Origin of the sequence: Peribacillus deserti (assembly GCF_002863585.1) — a bacterium.
Classification (GTDB): domain Bacteria; phylum Bacillota; class Bacilli; order Bacillales; family DSM-1321; genus Paraperibacillus; species Paraperibacillus deserti_A.
Genome location: NZ_PGUY01000042.1, coordinates 1 through 18,806, shown reverse-complemented (window position 1 = coordinate 18,806; position 18,806 = coordinate 1). Strand labels below are relative to the sequence as shown.

21 protein-coding genes and 3 pseudogenes are annotated in these 18,806 nt (G+C 40.6%); 6 read left to right on the top strand and 18 right to left on the bottom strand.

What is annotated here, in order from left to right:
• Positions 1-77 precede the first annotated feature (77 nt).
• Both acnA and CUU66_RS13530 read right to left on the bottom strand, forming a co-directional pair.
• Positions 78-2,801 (bottom strand): aconitate hydratase AcnA, encoded by a 2,724-nt coding sequence (gene acnA / locus CUU66_RS13535; RefSeq protein ID WP_101643056.1) that lies wholly within the window; start codon positions 2,799-2,801, stop codon positions 78-80.
• A gap of 565 nt (positions 2,802-3,366) precedes the next feature.
• The gene (locus CUU66_RS13530; RefSeq protein ID WP_101643054.1) at positions 3,367-3,636 is read right to left on the bottom strand and encodes a hypothetical protein; all 270 of its coding nucleotides are present in this window, start codon (positions 3,634-3,636) and stop codon (positions 3,367-3,369) included.
• A gap of 135 nt (positions 3,637-3,771) precedes the next feature.
• On the opposite strand from CUU66_RS13530, the gene CUU66_RS13525 reads away from it, so the two are divergent.
• On the top strand, positions 3,772-3,906 hold the full coding sequence (locus tag CUU66_RS13525; RefSeq protein WP_101643052.1) for a small acid-soluble spore protein P: 135 nt from the start codon (positions 3,772-3,774) through the stop codon (positions 3,904-3,906).
• A gap of 97 nt (positions 3,907-4,003) precedes the next feature.
• Positions 4,004-4,198 carry a hypothetical protein gene (locus CUU66_RS13520; RefSeq protein ID WP_101643050.1) on the top strand — a complete coding sequence of 65 codons (195 nt, stop codon included), beginning with the start codon at positions 4,004-4,006 and terminating at the stop codon, positions 4,196-4,198.
• A gap of 863 nt (positions 4,199-5,061) precedes the next feature.
• On the opposite strand, the pseudogene CUU66_RS13515 reads toward CUU66_RS13520, so the two are convergent.
• The 8 genes and pseudogenes from CUU66_RS13515 to CUU66_RS13480 all read right to left on the bottom strand — a co-directional run.
• Positions 5,062-5,537 (bottom strand): annotated as a pseudogene (locus CUU66_RS13515) (sodium:solute symporter family protein); the annotation flags it as partial.
• Between the two features lie 6 nt (positions 5,538-5,543).
• Positions 5,544-5,813, bottom strand: coding sequence for a 2TM domain-containing protein (locus CUU66_RS13510; protein WP_101643046.1), 270 nt, complete (start codon positions 5,811-5,813; stop codon positions 5,544-5,546).
• A gap of 125 nt (positions 5,814-5,938) precedes the next feature.
• A complete protein-coding gene (map, locus tag CUU66_RS13505) occupies positions 5,939-6,682 on the bottom strand; it encodes a type I methionyl aminopeptidase (RefSeq protein ID WP_101643044.1) in 744 nt (247 codons plus the stop codon).
• A gap of 99 nt (positions 6,683-6,781) precedes the next feature.
• Positions 6,782-7,435, bottom strand: a complete 654-nt coding sequence (locus CUU66_RS13500; RefSeq protein WP_101643042.1) for a FusB/FusC family EF-G-binding protein — start codon at positions 7,433-7,435, stop codon at positions 6,782-6,784.
• A 155-nt stretch (positions 7,436-7,590) separates the two neighbouring features.
• Positions 7,591-7,854 carry a CD3324 family protein gene (locus CUU66_RS13495; RefSeq protein ID WP_101643117.1) on the bottom strand — a complete coding sequence of 88 codons (264 nt, stop codon included), beginning with the start codon at positions 7,852-7,854 and terminating at the stop codon, positions 7,591-7,593.
• A 311-nt stretch (positions 7,855-8,165) separates the two neighbouring features.
• Positions 8,166-8,777, bottom strand: coding sequence for a hypothetical protein (locus CUU66_RS13490; RefSeq protein ID WP_101643041.1), 612 nt, complete (start codon positions 8,775-8,777; stop codon positions 8,166-8,168).
• A gap of 3 nt (positions 8,778-8,780) precedes the next feature.
• A complete protein-coding gene (locus CUU66_RS13485; RefSeq protein ID WP_101643039.1) occupies positions 8,781-9,425 on the bottom strand; it encodes a Type 1 glutamine amidotransferase-like domain-containing protein in 645 nt (214 codons plus the stop codon).
• Positions 9,426-9,492: 67 nt separating this feature from the next.
• Positions 9,493-9,847, bottom strand: a pseudogene (locus CUU66_RS13480) (VOC family protein).
• A 424-nt stretch (positions 9,848-10,271) separates the two neighbouring features.
• Here CUU66_RS13480 and CUU66_RS13475 point away from each other — a divergent pair.
• Entirely contained in the window at positions 10,272-11,060 is a 789-nt protein-coding gene (locus CUU66_RS13475; protein WP_101643038.1) for a formate/nitrite transporter family protein, read from the top strand.
• 67 nt (positions 11,061-11,127) lie between these two features.
• Here CUU66_RS13475 and CUU66_RS24210 read toward each other — a convergent pair whose 3' ends face one another.
• The 7 genes from CUU66_RS24210 to selA all read right to left on the bottom strand — a co-directional run bounded on the left by CUU66_RS24210 (position 11,128) and on the right by selA (position 16,063).
• On the bottom strand, positions 11,128-11,265 hold the full coding sequence (locus CUU66_RS24210; protein WP_180955284.1) for a hypothetical protein: 138 nt from the start codon (positions 11,263-11,265) through the stop codon (positions 11,128-11,130).
• A gap of 180 nt (positions 11,266-11,445) precedes the next feature.
• The gene (locus CUU66_RS24205) at positions 11,446-11,604 is read right to left on the bottom strand and encodes a hypothetical protein (RefSeq protein WP_180955283.1); all 159 of its coding nucleotides are present in this window, start codon (positions 11,602-11,604) and stop codon (positions 11,446-11,448) included.
• A 779-nt stretch (positions 11,605-12,383) separates the two neighbouring features.
• Complete coding sequence (gene sspI / locus CUU66_RS13465; RefSeq protein ID WP_101643034.1) at positions 12,384-12,593, bottom strand: small acid-soluble spore protein SspI; 210 nt, start codon at positions 12,591-12,593, stop codon at positions 12,384-12,386.
• Positions 12,594-12,704: 111 nt separating this feature from the next.
• The gene (locus CUU66_RS13460; RefSeq protein ID WP_101643032.1) at positions 12,705-13,133 is read right to left on the bottom strand and encodes a GNAT family N-acetyltransferase; all 429 of its coding nucleotides are present in this window, start codon (positions 13,131-13,133) and stop codon (positions 12,705-12,707) included.
• Between the two features lie 273 nt (positions 13,134-13,406).
• The gene (locus CUU66_RS13455) at positions 13,407-13,895 is read right to left on the bottom strand and encodes a dihydrofolate reductase (RefSeq protein ID WP_101643030.1); all 489 of its coding nucleotides are present in this window, start codon (positions 13,893-13,895) and stop codon (positions 13,407-13,409) included.
• A gap of 230 nt (positions 13,896-14,125) precedes the next feature.
• Complete coding sequence (locus CUU66_RS13450) at positions 14,126-14,473, bottom strand: hypothetical protein (RefSeq protein WP_257967994.1); 348 nt, start codon at positions 14,471-14,473, stop codon at positions 14,126-14,128.
• A 186-nt stretch (positions 14,474-14,659) separates the two neighbouring features.
• On the bottom strand, positions 14,660-16,063 hold the full coding sequence (gene selA / locus CUU66_RS13445) for an L-seryl-tRNA(Sec) selenium transferase (RefSeq protein WP_101643026.1): 1,404 nt from the start codon (positions 16,061-16,063) through the stop codon (positions 14,660-14,662).
• A 94-nt stretch (positions 16,064-16,157) separates the two neighbouring features.
• On the opposite strand from selA, the gene CUU66_RS13440 reads away from it, so the two are divergent.
• Complete coding sequence (locus CUU66_RS13440) at positions 16,158-16,457, top strand: Hsp20/alpha crystallin family protein (RefSeq protein ID WP_101643023.1); 300 nt, start codon at positions 16,158-16,160, stop codon at positions 16,455-16,457.
• A gap of 19 nt (positions 16,458-16,476) precedes the next feature.
• Entirely contained in the window at positions 16,477-16,866 is a 390-nt protein-coding gene (locus tag CUU66_RS13435) for a VOC family protein (protein WP_101643021.1), read from the top strand.
• A gap of 133 nt (positions 16,867-16,999) precedes the next feature.
• Here the strand turns inward: CUU66_RS13435 and CUU66_RS13430 are convergent.
• A pseudogene (locus CUU66_RS13430) lies at positions 17,000-17,188 on the bottom strand (Rdx family protein); the annotation flags it as partial.
• A 492-nt stretch (positions 17,189-17,680) separates the two neighbouring features.
• Between CUU66_RS13430 and selD the strand changes: the two are divergent.
• Complete coding sequence (gene selD, locus CUU66_RS13425; RefSeq protein WP_101643017.1) at positions 17,681-18,736, top strand: selenide, water dikinase SelD; 1,056 nt, start codon at positions 17,681-17,683, stop codon at positions 18,734-18,736.
• Positions 18,737-18,806: the final 70 nt, after the last annotated feature.

The window sequence follows — 18,806 nt, the reverse complement described above, 5'->3', positions numbered from 1 at the left end:
TAATTTATTTTATTTATGAAGGAAATAATATTTCCATAAAAAAAGGCCTCGACGAAGGAGGCCTTTTTCTATAGATCTTATGCTTCTGTTTTTGCAGTTTCTTGAAGTTTTTGACGGAGTACCATTTGAAGGATACCGCCATGACGGTAGTACTCAATTTCTACTTCACTGTCAAAACGTACAAGGACTTCAAATTCCTTCGTGTTACCAGCTTCATCAGTTGCTGTAACTTTTAGGAGGTCACGAGGTCTTACATTTTGATCTAATTGAACATTGATTGTTTCTTTACCAGTCAAGCCATGTGTTTCAGCATTTTCGCCTGCTTTGAATTGAAGAGGAAGAACACCCATTAACACAAGGTTTGAACGGTGAATACGCTCAAAGCTTTCAGCAAGAACAGTCTTGATTCCAAGAAGGTTCGTACCTTTTGCAGCCCAGTCACGTGAAGATCCCATTCCGTAATCTTTACCAGCCAGAACAATTAAACCTGTTCCGTCTTGCTGGTATTTCATACATGCATCATAGATGCTCATAACATCACCAGTCGGCCAGTAAGTAGTGTATCCGCCTTCTGTTCCAGGTGCCACTTGGTTTTTGATACGGATATTAGCGAAAGTACCGCGCATCATGACTTCGTGGTTACCGCGGCGTGAGCCATAAGAGTTAAAGTCGCGCGGACTTACTCCATTTGCACGCAGGTAAAGTCCGGCAGGTGTGTCTTTACCAATCGCTCCAGCAGGTGAAATATGGTCAGTTGTAACGGAATCGCCGAATTTAGCAACTACCTTCAAATCGTTTAAAGGCTTAACATCTTCCGGATCCGCAGAAAGACCTTCAAAGAATGGAGGATTTTGAATATATGTTGATTGCTCATCGAATGCATATAGAGAATCGTCGTTTGTTTGGATTGCATTCCAGCGCTCGTTGTCTCTGAACACATTCTCGTATTCTTTACGGAATAGTTCAGGAGTAACGGTTTTGCTCACAACTTCACTGATTTCTTCTTTTGTTGGCCAGATATCTTTTAGGAATACATCGTTGCCAACCTGATCCTTACCGATTACATCCTTTTGAAGATCGACGTTAACATTGCCGGCAAGCGCATAAGCCACTACTAATGGCGGTGAAGCCAGGTAGTTACCTTTTACAAGCGGGTGGATACGCCCTTCAAAGTTACGGTTCCCGGAAAGAACAGAAGTCACAAGAAGATCCGAATCAGCTACGGCTTTTTCAACATCCATTTCTAGCGGACCAGAGTTGCCGATACACGTTGTACATCCGTAACCGACAATGTTAAAGCCTAATTTATCAAGGTAAGGCTGAAGACCGGAATCGCGAAGGTAGCCTGTTACTACTTTTGATCCAGGTGCTAAAGATGTTTTCACAAATTTAGGAACTTCAAGACCTTTTTCAATTGCCTTTTTAGCAAGAAGACCAGCAGCTACAAGTACATATGGATTTGAAGTATTTGTACAGCTTGTAATCGACGCAATGGCAACAGCACCAGTTTTCATCGTTACTTCTTCTTTATTCAGGCTGAACGTGATTTCTCTGTCAAGATCAGCTGCTTCAAGTCCGAAGCCTTGGTTGCCTGCAGGAGCCGCAACTGCCTTTCTGAAGGAAGACTGCATGTCAGAAAGAGGGATCAAATCCTGAGGACGCTTAGGACCAGAAAGGTTCGCTTCGATTAACGCAAGGTCAATTTCCACAACATCTGTATAGACAGGCTCGTTATCTGGAGTCAGCCATAAGCCATTCGCTTTACAGTATTCTTCAACTACTTTGATGTGGTCCGCATCGCGGCCTGTCAGGTGAAGGTATGCAATCGCTTCTTCATCTACCGGGAAAAATCCGCAAGTTGCGCCATATTCAGGAGCCATGTTAGCAACAGTCGCACGGTCTGCAAGAGGAAGTGAAGAAACCCCAGGGCCGAAGAACTCGACAAATTTGCCGACTACGCCTTTTTTACGAAGTTCCTGCGTTACTTTTAGTGCAAGGTCAGTCGCAGTTGCTCCGTTAGGAAGTTCATTGATGAAACGAACACCGACTACTTCTGGAACCGGGAAGTATGAAGGCTGGCCAAGCATTCCTGCTTCAGCTTCAATTCCGCCTACACCCCAGCCCAATACGCCAAGGCCGTTTATCATTGTAGTGTGGGAATCTGTTCCCACTAGTGTATCCGGATACAATTCAACTTCGCCATTCTCACCTTCAGCAGCATGGACAACGTCTGCTAAGAACTCAAGGTTAACCTGGTGGACGATACCAGTTGCCGGCGGAACTGCACGGTAGTTATCGAATGCTTTTTGAGCCCAGTTAAGGAACTGATAACGCTCTGCATTACGTTCGAATTCAAGGTCCATATTGAATTTTAATGAATCCATGGAACCTGCTTTATCAACCTGAACAGAGTGGTCGATAACAAGATCTACAGTCTTTTCAGGATTGATTTTATTTGGATCTCCGCCAAGGTCTGCCATTGCTTTTCTCATGGATGCAAGGTCAACGACAACTGGAACACCTGTGAAATCTTGAAGAATGACACGTGTAGGCTTGAATGGAACATCGACTTCCTGAACTCCGTCTGTTCCCCATTTTGCTAAGTTTTCAACATGCTCTTTTTTAATAACGAATCCATCTTCCTGTCTTAGGACAGATTCCAATAATACTTTGATGGAGTAAGGTAAATTAGAAACCTTCGCAACCCCAGCTTCCTCTAATGCATGTAAACGATAGTAATTATAGCGCTTTCCATTTACCTCAAATGAACTGCGTGATTGAAAAATATCGTTCTTTGCCATTAATCAAACACCCCTTTTTGTTTCGAAAAAAATCATAGTTTAGTAGTTAATTGCACATAGGACAGCCAATGAATCAAGCCATCCTCTTTAATAATAAGTGATTTCTAGAATAATGTCGAAATATTCGAACCATCATTTTAATCAACTTCACATTATTATATTATTCCTCTTTTTCCAATAAGTAAATTACAAGTATGTTATTGAATAACATAAGAAAAACTTATTAATGCGCGAAAACACCTTGAAAGTCCTTACTTCTATTTTCTTGAAAAAGATACTAATGAGGAACCTATCATTATTGTAGCAAAATTTATTGGTGAAAGCGATTTAATTTTTCACATTTGTCGACAGGGTTCTTTTGTAACTAAACGTGGTCTAGTTATTTCTATCCTTTTGGTACCTGCTTGTTTGGGAGGCCTGCCCGAAACATGGCTATTCGAAGTCCAAACAGAAATACGACGTGGAAAATCTGATCCACTTTCAAAAAAGCGAGGGATTGCATCTGAATTCAGCAGACATAAATAAAAAGAGCTAATTACATGTACCTTGTAATTAGCTCTTACATTTATTCCAATTCTTCTACTTCCTTCATGATCTCAGCCAATTCGTCCTGATACTGTTTAAGTTGAAGCCGCTGATGCTCGGATGCCACTTCTAACGCATTTTCAATCTGTTGAAATGCTTCACTAACTTCCTTTTTTAGCGCTTTGACCTGCGATCCATAATCTGCACGGCTATCATCGATTCCACTGGCTTCATCCCTCGCTTGTTCTACCCCTTGCTGTGCCGCCTGGAAAGCCTGCTGTTTATTTTTATGATAAGGATATTTATCCATCTCTGTTCCTCCCGTCACGAATATTCTCTTTCTTAGATTGTGCGTAAGGAAATAATTTATACTTCAACAGCCTGCCATCATACCGTATAAACTGAACGTGTAGTAAGCACTCTAAATGTAAGGGGGCTGTTATATATGACGAAAAAAAATGCGAGAAGAAATGCACCTGATAATCTAAATAATACTCAGCCAGAGCCGATGAGCGGTTCTCATAAGGTCAAAAATCACAACCATTCAAGACAAAAGCATCATGCACACCATGATATGTAATATAGGAGGACCTTTTTTCAGGTCCTTTTCCATTTGAATTTGATGTCATAGTATTTACATCCGTAAAATTACGAAAAAAACGGAGGTGACCATATCAATGAATAAAAAAAATCAACCACAATCAAATTGTGTGGCTGTTTCCCGTGAGAACCAGGATGCTACTCCAGGAATGGACGCAGCTGCTACTTGTGACAACCAAGCTGAAGCAGCAAAAAACCAAGCAGGCTCATCCGGCACAGGATCAGAATTCGCAAGCATTCAAAATTCGACTACAAGGAAGCTGGAGCCATAAGGCATACACCTCCAAAAATGGAGGTGTATGCCTGTATGGTGTTTTTACGTGCCTGGAAAAAAGGCAGCTTGTCCAGTAACCTCAGCAAAGGGATAAGTCACCTCTGTTTTTCAGTCAATAAGTCCTTATTAGTATGGGAATGGTTTTTGCCTCAGATGAGAAAGCCGGGGCCGAACTCATCCTTTATCTATCAGTCCAAGTCTGTTCAAATACAGTCGGTCTTTTGTTCACTTACTCAACTGTACCAACAAGCCATCCCCGCCTGAAGGTTTTATTGATTTTTTCAAACGCTGGCTTTGGTTTAAAAATGGTCGAATCATAAATATTAAAAATAAGGGGCAGCAGCTCTTTTTTTATATTTTTTCCCTCTATTGTGTGGAATCAGGGCAGCAAGCCGGGATATAGATCTGGGATAGGCCCGTTAGTGCTTTTACTTATATTTTAATCGGATTTAGTCACCAGCTGGAAGCTTATGCTTATGTTTCGATGATTTATGCTTCAGTTTAAACGATTTATGCTTATGTTTTGAAGACTTATGCTTATTTGCTGTTTGCCTATGCTTATCTTTTGTGAGTATGCTTATCTAAAGGGAGTTATGCTTAGTGATTCTGGTTTATGCTTATGGTCTGGCAGGCCCACGACTGCGCCTTAACCTATTATCCAAACATTACTAGGTTTTACCAAAGCCAGTTACACAGCGTCAGGCTTTTTCATGCTGACCGCTTCACGGCTCCCATCCAAAAGAGTTAATAAGAAAACCACTCCCCCTAAAAAAAAGAAAAAAAGCGGCATTTTGCTGCCGCTTTTTTTCTTCTAGTCATAATTTCATATTTGTATTCTTGCCATTTCCATTATTTTCTTAATTAAGATGCTGTTTTAGTTTTTGAGGTTGTCACCGGAACAGCTTTGGTTCCTAAGCTTACAACACAGCACGACTTCATTGATGATCAAGGCGATGATACCCGACGTTGAAATCTTGGATAGCCTGCGGCAGGAAAGGGAAAATCGTACCCGCAGTGGAACCTGTTATCGTTACATAAGAAACGGCGGCTACACCTGCTGCAATTCCAGCAATAGCTCCCTGCTTATTGACAAAATTATTTTCATCAAACTGAACACTAAGGCCGGGAATAACTGTGTAACAAGGCTGTACCCCATTCATAGCAGGGTTACAAGTATATTGCGGCCATTGAACGTAAAGTAAACAGCCTAACGCAATGATTGGAACAAGGTATCTAGCGGTGCTGGATACTTGGGCATCTGTTACAGATGATTTCAGCACTTGATTAACGTTTTTAGCAAGCAATGCAGCTGCTGCCATCAGTATCATGGAACCAGGATAAGATCAGTTTTGTTTATCCATATATTCTTTTATTTTTCTTTCTTCCCATTCAGAACCGAATCTTCCAAACACTACAGTTGATAATCCATGTACAATTAAGCCGATTCCCCAGCCGCAAAGAGGATAAAAGAACCACCAGTTTCCGGCATCTGAAGTCAAGTTAATAAAAAAAAGCATAATATTCACAAAGATATAAACAGTCAAGTGTAAGTAGAAAGCTTTTAGATTTTGCACTCTTCGTTTAGCTCTTTGGTACTGTTCGTTTCTTTCCATGGAATCCCCGCTTTCCTATATCGTTATACCTATTATAATACCACTATTTAACAATTTATGTGTTTACCCGGGTAAATTAAACAAAAAAGAAGCTGCTCAAAGCTCGAGCAGCTCCTTCATCATAATCACTGGGTGATAATAATTGGACCATTCTTCGTAAGGATGATGGTATGTTCACATTGCGCTACAAAACTGTTTTCTGTCACATATGTCCATTCATCATTCTCGTATTGAAATACTTCTTCTTCACGGGTGGAAATAAAGGGTTCAAACGCGATAACCATTCCTTCCTTAAGAAGCTCATCGTCCCATGGCTCATGGTAATTATAAATATGGTTAGGGGCTTCGTGAATAGTGCGTCCAATCCCGTGGCCGGTAAGATTCTTTATGACTGTAAGTCCATTTTTTCTAGCTGTCGCAATGACTGCTTTACCAAGACCGCTTTTCTTTGAACCAGGTTTTGCCTTCTTTAAGCCTGCCTCAAAGGCTTCTACAGCTGTTTCGCATATCTTAGTTAAAATCGGATCGCCGTTTCCTACAACAAACGAAATTCCTGTGTCAGCAAAATAACCATTTTTTGATGCAGAAACATCCACATTGACAATATCGCCCTCTTTAATCACACGGCTCCCTGGAATGCCGTGGGCCACTTCTTCATTGACGCTTATACAGGTATAGCCAGGGAAATTGTATTCTCCCTTAGGCGCAGAAATAGCACCATTCTGTTCGAAAAGGCGGCCGGCGATTTCATCGAGTTCCTTGGTCGTAACACCGGGTACCGTTTTTTCTACCATTTCATTACGAATCAATGACACGATTCTTCCAATCTCTTTCAACCCGTTAAAATCTTCTTCTGTCTTTGCTATCATCGTTAATTCCCATCCAATATCTTGATTTTTTAGTTAAATGTGATTGTATTAGAATATCCTTTTTTAAAGTTAAAATCCAACAATCCGTTTTCCGTTGTTTTATTTTTCCTGCAGGATCTCTTTAATGAAGCTGTCGAGGTAATTGACGCTGGTTATCTGATGATTGCATTCTGTGCTGTCAAAACAGATATAGTTGCCGATTGCTTTATAATAATCCGGATTATTTATCTTTTTAGCTTTGGTTACAGACGATATAAATGCTACCTGTCCATGCCGATTACAGAACGAACATACATTTTTCCGGCTAAAAATATTAAAACGGCATTCAATACCCACTAACCGGTCATTAAGCTCATATACGATATATTTTTTATTTGTTCCGATGTCATACCAGCTTAGGTAAGTAGTACGCTCCAAATCTATAGCTTTCAAGTCCGGCATCTTTAATTTTTTCGTCTTAGGGAACATTTTTTTTATTTGTTGTTCAGTCACAGCGGGAAACGGTTGTATAAAGGCGTTTAAATCAGCTGTATAGAGATCAAACTCCGCTTCTGTTGCAAGTCCGGACAAATCAAATATGTGGGTTGGAATACCGGGATGATCTTGGAATAAATCGATCATTTTGGCATAAGCACTATCCTTAACAGCGTTGATCACTTGCTTATCTGTTCCTTTTTTATACGTATCTTTTATTATATCTACTTGTTTTTTAATGAAATTATATTGATGGTTCCTTATAAATGTTACAGCCATGATATATGCCTCCGAAAAAAAACTATTTTACCGAATGTTTAGCTATTATTATATAGAATTGGCAAATGGGCAGCATGTAAAAAACAATGTAGAATTAAAATCGCCAGATAAAAAGCACTGATAAATAAAGTATCAGTGCTGAAGCATTCGAAATTTTATTTCGAATAAACGATTTTCTTGATGGTTTCCATGGAAAGACAATACTTCTCAGCAAGCTGATAAAATGTTTCTCCATCTCTATAAGCTGATTTGATTGAAGCATTTCTTTCATCAATATGCTTCCTTCCCCCAGATTGAGTACCCCATTTTTTATAGGATGCTTCCGGTTTAGGAATATATATCGTTTCACCTTGAATATATTTTTGAATTTCTGCAATAAGCTTATCCGGTAATATGGCATTAGCTTTTATCTGTCTCATTTCTGCCAGCTCCTTATTTAAATTTGAAATAAGGGCAAAGCCAAATATAGAAATGATACCAGCAGTTTTGGGCGATTTATAAAATGATTGCCACCCCATGCAAAGTATCGCCTATTCCTCTATCAGGCTTTGCATGAGACGCTGCAGTTTCTGGTAAATTGCTCTGATTTACCATCGTCCTACCCCCTTTTTTGTAACACCATACTTTCTTATTATACCTAAGATTATGGAAGGTTTTAAGGTTTTTCTAATAGGGGCCATGTGAAAAAAGATACACCTTGTTTTAGATTTCTGTGTAAAAAAATGGTGGCCTAAGAACCTTTTATTCTAAAGGAGATCATGTACACATTTTCATTTTCCTTCAATATCGTATCTAATGAATGCTCATTCTCTAATGTAACTGTATGTAAATCGGTTTCAAAGGAATTTTGAATATATACTCCAATAACGGTATATTTGTCATGTAAAAGTTCTTTTTTATCGTTAATAGAGATAATTGATGATGCAGTGCCTTTGTTGATATCCATTGATTCTACTGTACTTCCCTTTGCCCCGCCCATAGCTGCAAACCAGATCCGTTTATTTTGTGGATCTCCTGGTAAGTTATCAAAACCTGCAGATATAAGAGAATCTCCTTTTTTTAATGAGCTGGTCATATTGATGAATGTTTGCTTTAATTCTTTATTTTTATAATAATCTACCTTTACATTCACCTTGTGTTCCTTGATTAAATGCACATTATAAACTAGTAATTCACTAGGTTCTATGGTTGTTAATTGAAGCAGGTTTTTTTCTTTTCCAGATAGAGTGTGCGGCTCAACAGAAGAATAATCGGTATCCCGTTTATGGATGACCGTTTTATCCGTACACCCGCCCGTTAGTACGAGAAATATAGAAATTATAATAAATAATTTATTATTCATGAGTCATTCTCTGTGAGCTGGCTGATATATAAATAGGTTACCTTCTGTGGAAACCAGCTTTTCATTTTCAAAGTAAGCGCATGCTTCATCATCTATGCCATACCCAATGTTTGCATGTGTGTTATGAACTGCATTTATCAGATTTTCTTCTTCATTCCATTTAGAAAAGTGAACACTTATCACACAATCGCTCAACAGTCCAAGGCCATCAAGAAACAGATGGAGTTTCCTGTCATTATCGATCGGTGGTATTACACAGTGTGCAGGACTGATAAGGGCCCCGGCAGAAAAACCAGCGATCGGAACTCCTTTTTGATATAACTCTCTTATGCACGTGCCGACGGGAGTCCCGACGATATAGGTATGATACTGTTCCGTATCTCCTCCTCCAATAATTACTCCTTTACATTCAGAAAGCAAGTCTGCTATTTCTTCCGGGGATCGGTGAAGGGCGATATAAGTGAAATCATGCAATCCACCCGCTTCTAACACCTGAGTGTATCTCTTCATATATTCCTGCCAGCCTTCTCTTTCAAGAAATAAAACGGCCGTTTTCCCACTTCTGGGAACTAATTTGGAAAATGTTCTTCCTGACTCTTGAAGAAAGGGAGGACTTCCCCCATGTAAAAACAAATGTCTGTCTGCCAACTCTCCACTTCCTTCCTTTTTATCCCATTAAAGTAGAATTCTATAAAAACGGTTCGATTCCTCCTGGTTACTTCCCAATTAGTACAAATACATTCCCGTCCGGTGCTTTCATGACTGCCACATGCCCGCCAAGCGAATCAAGGAGTGCGAATCCACTCTGCATCGGTATCTCTCTTCATGCTTTCGTATGTTTTTAGTACATCATCCACCAAAATTTCCACTTCTGTAAAATTAAGAGCTGGATTATTCTTTAACACTAATTCTGTTTCTCCCTCCGGGAACCGCATACCTACAAGTCTATATTGCTTCTCGTCATCCTGATATGTATCCCATGCTTTAGTTAACCCAAGAGATTGGTAAAATAAAATGGATTTCTCCATATTCTTTGTATAAATCGCAGTACATTCTATCTTTCTCCACATATTAAATCTCCTTTCCTATTTCATTCTATACATTACATATTTTACTATAGGTCTGTTAAACGTGCTGTTGATTTTCGCTTCAGGCACTCGCTTTCCGCGGGCGGTCCGGGGGCCTCCTCGGCGTTTTCGCCTGTGGGGTCTCCCTTGACTCGCTTATCCCGCAGGAGTCTCGCATATCCGTTACAATCAACATAGTGCAAAAAATCAACATTCTACTTTAACATAGCCTTTACTAAAAAAGTGTCGAATTTTCTTGATATCTTTTGCTCAACTTCCATCCTGCTTTTTTTATCTCTCAGAGCCAAATCGGGATGATGCCTTTTAACATTGGTGTAAAGGTTAAACACCCCCTATTTTCAGCCAAGAAAATGTTTATAGAAATACCTTCAATGGGAAATAGTAAGGTTGAATAGGAGGTTGGAAAATGGCGTATCATCCACCAAGGAAAATAGCGGAGATTGCGATTAGTGCAGGTGTGACAAAGGCTGCTCTGAATTTAAAAAGCATGCTGGTTTTGGGATTTCTGGGAGGGGCGTTCATTTCGTTAGGTTTCTTGCTGGATATTAGAGTATCTGCAGATCTTCCCAAGGATTGGGGTACGTTTGGAGGATTTTTAGGCGCAGCCGTATTCCCGTTAGGCCTTATACTAATAATTCTTGCTGGGGGAGAACTTTTAACTGGGAATATGATGGCTGTCCCCTTTGCCTACTTTGTGAAACGAATCAGCTTGGGCAGTCTGGTAAAAAATTGGACAATTATTACGATTGCTAATTTTATCGGTGCTGTATTCGTCGCTTATTTTTTTGGACATGTTGTAGGTCTGACAGCTGAAGGTGCTTTTCTGGCGAAAACAGTTTCCATAGCAGATCATAAGATCCATGATGACTTTGTGGGAAGCATGGTCTCAGCGATCGGTTGCAACTGGCTGGTTGGTTTAGCTGTGTGGCTTGCATACGGCGCAGAGGATATGAGCGGAAAAATCCTCGGAATCTGGTTTCCTATTATGGGGTTTGTAGCGATTGGTTTTCAGCACGTGGTGGCGAATATGTTTATCATACCTGCGGCCATTTTTGAAGGGCATGCTACCTGGGCTGAATTCATTCATAATTTCATCCCGGTATTCATCGGTAATGCCATTGGGGGCAGTGTATTTGTATCAATGGCTTATTATCTTTCTTATAAAAACGACCTAACCCAGACTGAAAAGGGCTGAAGGACCCGGGTTTCTGGCTTATGATCTCATAAGCCAGAAACCCGGGTATATCTATGGTTGTTCTTTCCTATTCTCGATTTCTTAATTCATCCTGCAAATCTTTTCTATGAATATAAAAATAAATGAAATAGGGAAAGCATAGCACGAATAATAATTCAGCGGCGGTTAAAATCTCCTCCAATATCCCCATAACCAGTTCACTCATGGCCCATCCTCCGTATGCAGCATCCAAATTTCATTGATTCTATCCATCCGCGTTAACTATAACATAAAGACACCCTAGAAAAAAATGATTTAATTCCTTTTGCAACGAAGTAAAAAAAGCAGCTCTAAGAAAAGAACTGCTTTGACGAAGATTATTTACCTGGAGTGTTTTTTTACCCGGTCAGCCCCCCTGTGTATCCGCTCCGCTGAGTCCGGCCGGGTCCATTGTTTTCGTATCTCTGGACCGTTCATCACCTGTACGCTCATTACCGGATTCAACTTCTACATTCCTGTCCATATCCCGGGCTTTCTTTAATAGCTCATCATTACTTCTCCTCATGTACCTCACCTCCAACGCCTTGATGCCTTTAGGCTCTTTTCTAAAAGATTGTTGTTTTTTAATGAGTTTTGTTACATCACCTTATTGTTAATCAGGTTGATTGGAGCGTAAGGTGTGAGACTCCTTGATCCAGCTACAAGCTGAGACCCTCGAGTCATAAGCCAATCAGTCCATGAGAAGAAAACCGCTCCTCACGGCCAGCTCGTCTTATGCTTTTCAGGTCTCTGCCTTCCCTGAGAGTTTTTTGTGATAAAAGATAGCTAATCATGAGCTTCCTTAAGCAATGTTATTGGGGAAGGCACCGCTTTCCGCTTTTCGGTTTGCCCAGCTCCGGACTGACACCGCGGGTCTAGCCAATCGCCATTAAAAGGCAAAATCGGCCTTTTACTGCCGCTAGTCTTATGCCGGGCTAACGCACGACGCACAAGGATGTGCGAGCCAGGCGGGGCCACAGGACGTGGTGTCACGAGCGTGGTAAGGGCGACTAAGCTTCTGTCTTCGCTATCGCTTGCCAATCAGCAAGTCTTCTTTATCAGGTGTCTGCTTTTCTTTTAGCGTTTTGCCTCTAATTAAAAAAGATCATCATTCAGCTTTTGGATGGATCTTTTCTTGAAAAGCACCGTCCTCCGCTTTTCGATCAGGTGAGACCCCGCAGGCGAAGACGAGGAGGCTTACCGCCCGCCCCTAAGGTCCGCGAGCATCCTGGAGAGGAAATCAACCACTTGTTCAATAGCAACAAAGTTTACGAAAACAGCCTGCCTTTGAAAACAGTTAATAGGTTATCTTGTCAATCCGCCTGCTAATCTTTGAAGCATTTCTTTTTTGTTTGCTTCAGAAGCATTTTGCCAAATGACTTCAAACAATACTCCAAGACCAGGCAGCATTAATTCTTCACCACTTTGTACAGCGTCGACAATAGTATCTTCTAAATCCTCCCTGGAGTCCCCTATTACATTTTGAAGGACTGCGTTCCGAATATTAATAGCCATGATTATCCCTCCTATTTTTTAAGCTCTTATCATAGCTTTTCGCGAATCTGGATATTTATGTATCCTTTATAGACAAATTAATGAATTGGTTAATAAGGATGAGAGTATAATTCACGGGTTAAGATCTTTCTTAAGATAATAATGGGAATATTCTCCCCCTGCATTTTCAATGGTCCCAAAAACGTTATATCCTTGTTTCTGGTAGAAGCCCAAAGCCTGAAAGCTTAGCGTATCCAGTTTAATGAAATCACATTTTTCCTGGACAGCTATTTTTTCTGCCTCCGCAAGAAGTTTTCTTCCATACCCTTCATGACGAATTTCTTCTTCAATAAATAAATAATGAACTTCCATCCAATTCCAGCGGATCTCACTTAGTAATCCGCCCCATACCCGGCCATCTTCATCTTTTACGAATACATGAACCTCTTGGTGTCTACCCTTTAGCTCATCTCGGAAGTATTGGGCATTAAATTCATACATTTTCTTGTTGATCAGCTCTTTATTGGTGTAATTGAGTTCTCTATACAGAGTTAATTCCATTGTCTATCCTCATTTCGGCACAATCTGATTTAAGCTTTTATAACAACATTACCAATCGTATATCTAACGGTTCTTTATAATAGGCTCTTTTCTAAAAGATTGTTGTTTTTTAATAGTTCGGTGAACCTATCCTATTGTTAAACAGGTTGATTGGAACGTAAGGTGCGAGACTCCTGCTTTTTAAAAGGTTTTATTTGCCTGTAAGTTCAGCTGGCAGGCACTCACGTTCCGCGGCCTTTACAAAAGGAAAGCTGCCGAAATACACGGCAGCTGTTATCTTACTCGGTCATACACACAGAAATAATAATCATACGGATTCTTATCGTCTTTTGGCCCTTTTTCTTTAGAAACCAGCTCCCACTCTTTCATATTGATTTCAGGAAAATGGGTATCACCTTCAAATACCTCGTCAATCTCCGTTATATATATACGATCTGCGATAGAAAACGACAGGTTAAAAATCTCTGCCCCGCCTATAACAAAACACTCGACTTTACGGTTTTCCTCTAATTCAATCAGCTCTTCAATGGTATGTATGATTGTACAGCCTTCAGCCTTGTATTCCTGGTTTCTAGTTAGAATAATATTTTCTCTGCCAGGAAGCGGCCGGCCAATTGATTCATACGTTTTCCTTCCCATGATGATTGGATGTCCCATCGTTACTTGCTTGAAATACTTTAAATCAGCGGGAAGATGCCATGGCAGGCCATTATCTTTTCCAATTACACGGTTCTTATCCATTGCTACAAGAAATGAAATCAAATAAATCCCTCTCCTTTAGTCATTCAGTATGTTTTATTATACCTGAACCATTAAGAATTTGTGCTGCCTGTCCATCATTTAAAGGGTGCTTAAAAGCTTGCGCCTATGATAACGAATGAACGATTTATATCCCTGGTTGGAAGAGCCTGATGATAACTTACGGATCTAAAAAAGATAGCTGCCTCCAAAGGGTAAGGCAGCATATCTTTCCTAATTAATTAGCTCTTAAGTCATTGAGGCTCTCCTCTGCTCCTGAGCTTGTTAAAATACAGGAATATCGGAAGTGGAATAATAATGAATCCCAGGCTTTTTATCAATTGGTTCTTCGCCTCATCTTTTACCCGGTCCTTATGGTCCTTTACAGAAGCCTCAAACTGTTTTCTCAGTTCTTCTTCCGTATACTCCATTGAATTCTTACCATTTTCACTTTTCTTTAAATCAACAAACTCATTATAGTTCTGGTAATAGGCTGGCGGACTGGCCAGGTCTGCTGCTGCCATGAAAATGGATATACCGCCCCCAATCGCCATCATTAACGTAGCAAACAAAACTAAATAAATATATAAATGGCGAAACATGTGCTCATCTCCTTTACCGTTATTCTTCAGAATAGCACCAATAATAAAAGCAAGAATCACGATGGGCAGTAATACATATAGAAGAACTAATACAACGCCCAGATTTAATCCCTCCTTTTTGCAGATTCTTGTGTTCCTTTTATATATATGAAGAAAAGTGTAATGGCTTGTTATACATATTGTTTTTTATAAATTCTTAAGGACTGCGACTACCTCCGCCAGTTCTTCCTGCCTCAATGTCCTCACATCAAAAAAGAGCCGGTCATGGATGATGCGGGCAGCTATTGCAGGTTCACTTAAACGAAGACTTTTGTGAAAAGCGGATGGCGCAAGCTCTGGGTGTGTTACACTCACACCATACGTTTCAAGCTCTACTCCGGGCATGGTACCGCCGCCGATCGTACTTTTGTCTTCCGTTACAATGGCTGTATACCCTTTACTGATTCTTTGAATGGCCTCGCATAGCACACTGGCTTTTTCAAATAATTCTTCGGGTTCCGCCAGGATGTCAGAGAGAGCTGGATTTGTATCACGAACAAGATCACCTTTTACATAATCCAAAAGTGTGGCCTCCAGAGCAGCCAGTGTCATTTTATCCACTCGAAGTACTCTCGCAAGCTGATGCTTCTTAAGTTTGTCGATGTATCGTTTCTTCCCGGCAATGATTCCTGCCTGCGGACCGCCGAGCAGCTTATCGCCGCTAAAAGAAACCAGGTCAGCACCTTTTGAAATGACCTCTTTTACCACGGGTTCATCTCCGACTCCAAGATGTGCAAGATCAAATAATACCCCGCTTCCAAGGTCTTCGTAGAATAAGAGATGTTCATGTTCAGCAGCAAGAATGGCCAACTCTGCTGCTGATACGGTTTTAGTAAAGCCGATCGTCCTAAAATTGGATGTATGAACCTTCATTAAAATGGCAGTATGTTCGCTGATTGCCTGTTCATAATCATATAAATGGGTTTTATTTGTCGTTCCAACCTCAACAAGCTTTGCCCCGCTTTCTTCCATGATGGATGATATTCGGAAGGATCCGCCTATTTCAACGAGCTGCCCCCTTGAAACGATTACTTCTTTTTCCTTGGCCAAAGCCCGCAGGATAAGGTAAACCGCTGCAGCATTGTTATTAACAACCATGGCAGCTTCGGCTCCGGTTATGTCGCATATCCATTGTTCAATATGATCATGCCGGGATCCCCGTTCCCCTTCTTCAAGCCGGTATTCTAGATTTGAATAATTACGGGCGATATTGACCACATGATGAATGGCACGATCACTGAGCCTGGCCCTTCCTAAGTTCGTATGTAAAATAGTCCCTGTAGCATTGATGACTCTTTTTAATTTTAATCCATAGCTGTCATTGATTTTTTTTGCCAGCGCCTTAAAGATTTCGCTTGTAAATTCCTCAGTTCCCGGCAATGCGCCTTCCCACTCTTCTTTTAACAATAGAGAGCGTACTTGCTGTATTTCACTTTTTAACAGCCGGGTCAGGCGCATCTCATCAAAGCCAGTTTTATGTATAAGTTCTAAGAATAGATCAGATTTTTGTAATTCATGTACAGCTGGTAATAGACGAACAAGTTCCTTCACAATAATCCTCCAGGGTTACGCATTTTCATCATTATAACACTTTTCAGATGAAGCCCGAATATCCTAGAAAAAAGAGCATTGCGGGTGAATTGCTTTGGATTTTGACAATTGGATGAAGGCGTATTCCCAAGATCCCTTTACTTCGTACTTAGATTTTACCGCCTTCAGGGTTGATGTATATAATACGGAGAATGCCTATATTATAGAAGCGCTTATCGATCATTGCCAGTCTAACGAATACATGGTAACAGTAAAAGAATATGAATTAGTGATCCGTCTGTTAACGGAGAAGGAGCAATTAGAGAGGAAAATATACTTTCCTATTCCTATCCACACTAAAACGATTCAATCAACCATGAATAGAGATATACTTGAAGTCAAAGTATTCAAATAAAGGAGGTACAGAAGGTTAGATGCTGCATCATGTAGAAATAAATGTTTCAGATCTATCGCAGGCAGCAGAATTTTGGGGATGGCTGCTCCCCGAGCTGGGCTATGAATTATATCAAACATGGGAAAAGGGATTCAGCTGGAAGCATCAAGACACTTACTTAGTTTTTGTCCAAACAGAGGAAAAGCATCTATTTCCCCCCTTCCATCGGGCAAAAACCGGGCTTAATCATATTGCTTTCCATGGCCGGTCCACGAGAAATGTCGATAAATTAACAGAAAAGCTTAGAGGAAAGGGCATACGGATTTTATACGAGGACAAGCATCCTTTTGCCGGTGGAAAAGAGCATTATGCTGTATTTTTTGAAGATCCTGACCGGTTAAAAGTTGAAGTGGCCGCACCGCCTAATTGACTGTCTTGGCAAAAATAAAGGAACAAAAAAAGCAGCGGTTTGAGATTGATAGATGCCATAGCACGATCAATGAATCGCAAAATAACATCATACATTCAAAAGAACAGAGCGGTACCGCCCTGTTCTTTTTTATTCACTGTAATTCTTCCATTTGCTGAATGATATCATTAGATTTAGGGAACCGTCCTGTGTCCTTTTTGGAATATAGAAGCTTCCCGTTAACGGTTACTTCAAATACGCCCCCTGAAGCAGGAATGAGTTCCATCTTCGTGACATTGCCTCTAAAATGGCTAAAAAGGTCTTCTGCGAAACTCGCAGCTTTTGGTGAGTAGTTTCACATCATACAAAATTCAACTTTAACTTCAAACTTGTTCATATAGACCCTCCTCTTTTTTTAGGTTTTTGTTTCATTCATTATAATAGATTGAACACGATTTATCATACACTAAGATTACAATATGCAGATAATACATACCCTGCGGCTAGTCTAGTGATGTACTTCAGTGGAAGAATGTTTTTCTATTATCAGCTCTTTATTCCTGAGACTGTGAGAAAATAATGGTATTTCTGACCCCTTAGGCGTTAGTGAAAAAGTTTATATAAACTACAGTTTCCAAACTAACTATATTCTTGCGATAATAACGGAATTATGGTGCCGATAAAAACAAGTTGTCTCTCTCAGGTAAATCAACCCCATCTATAGACGTGGGCTGAAATAACCATACGGATCTGCCTCTGTAAATTCTATTCGTTGGTATATTTCTTTTTCCGTAGTACAATTTACTAGTAACTTATGAAAGGAGATGCATGCTCAATGTCGGAACACGAAAAAATCAGGCTCACAGCACTTTCTACAAAAGCTGGCTGAGGCTGCAAAATCGGTCCAGAGGACCTGGCGCAAGTTTTGCGTCTTTTACCAAAGCAAGATCCTGTTCCGGAAGTTTTAGTTGGAAACGAAACATCCGATGATGCAGGAGTATATAAAATAACTGAGGAAATCGCCCTCATACAGACAGTAGATTATTTTACACCGGTTGTGGACGACCCTTATATGTTTGGTCAAATTGCCGCTGCCAATGCATTAAGCGATGTCTATGCTATGGGCGGAGTGCCGAAAACTGCCCTGAATATCCTCGGATATCCGATCAAGAAGCTTGGCAGCGAGACTCTTTCAGAAATTCTCCGAGGTGCTGCCGATAAAGTCAAGGAATCAGGAGCCGCTACAATTGGAGGGCACTCCATTGATGATCAGGAACCTAAATTCGGACTGTCGGTAACAGGTATTGTTCACCCTGATAAGGTCTGGAAAAACGTCGGTGCAAAACCAGGGGATGTTCTGGTCATTACTAAACCGATCGGAGTCGGCATCTTAACCACTGGAATTAAGCGTGATGCCGTAACCGCGGAGCAGGGCGAAGCCGTAACAGCTGTAATGGCAGCCTTGAATCATACGGCGGCCGAAAAACTGAAGGCTTACCATCCGAATGCTGTTACAGATGTAACCGGCTTTGGCCTCATGGGACATGCAAGTGAAATTGCCAGAGGCAGCGGAGTCAGCCTTGAAATATTCTATAACAAGGTCCCTCTTCTCGATGGAGCAAAAGAACTTGCCGCTCTGGGAGTGGTACCAGGCGGATCAAAATCGAATCATAAATGGCTGATGAATGATGTTGTTTATGCAGACAATCTGAATGAAACTGATCAGCTGATCCTATGCGATGCAATCACATCAGGCGGTCTGCTGGTTAGTTTAAGTAAAGAGGAAGCCGAACTTTATGTGAAGGATCTACATCAGGCGGGTATCACTGAGGCAGCCATAATCGGAAGAGTACAGGAACCATCAAACAAGTTGATCAAAGTAAGCCCATAAAAAAGAGAAGAGGCTGGGACAAATCCTCCTCTGAAGTAAAAAAGCCAGTGGAATTTTACTCATCGTAAAA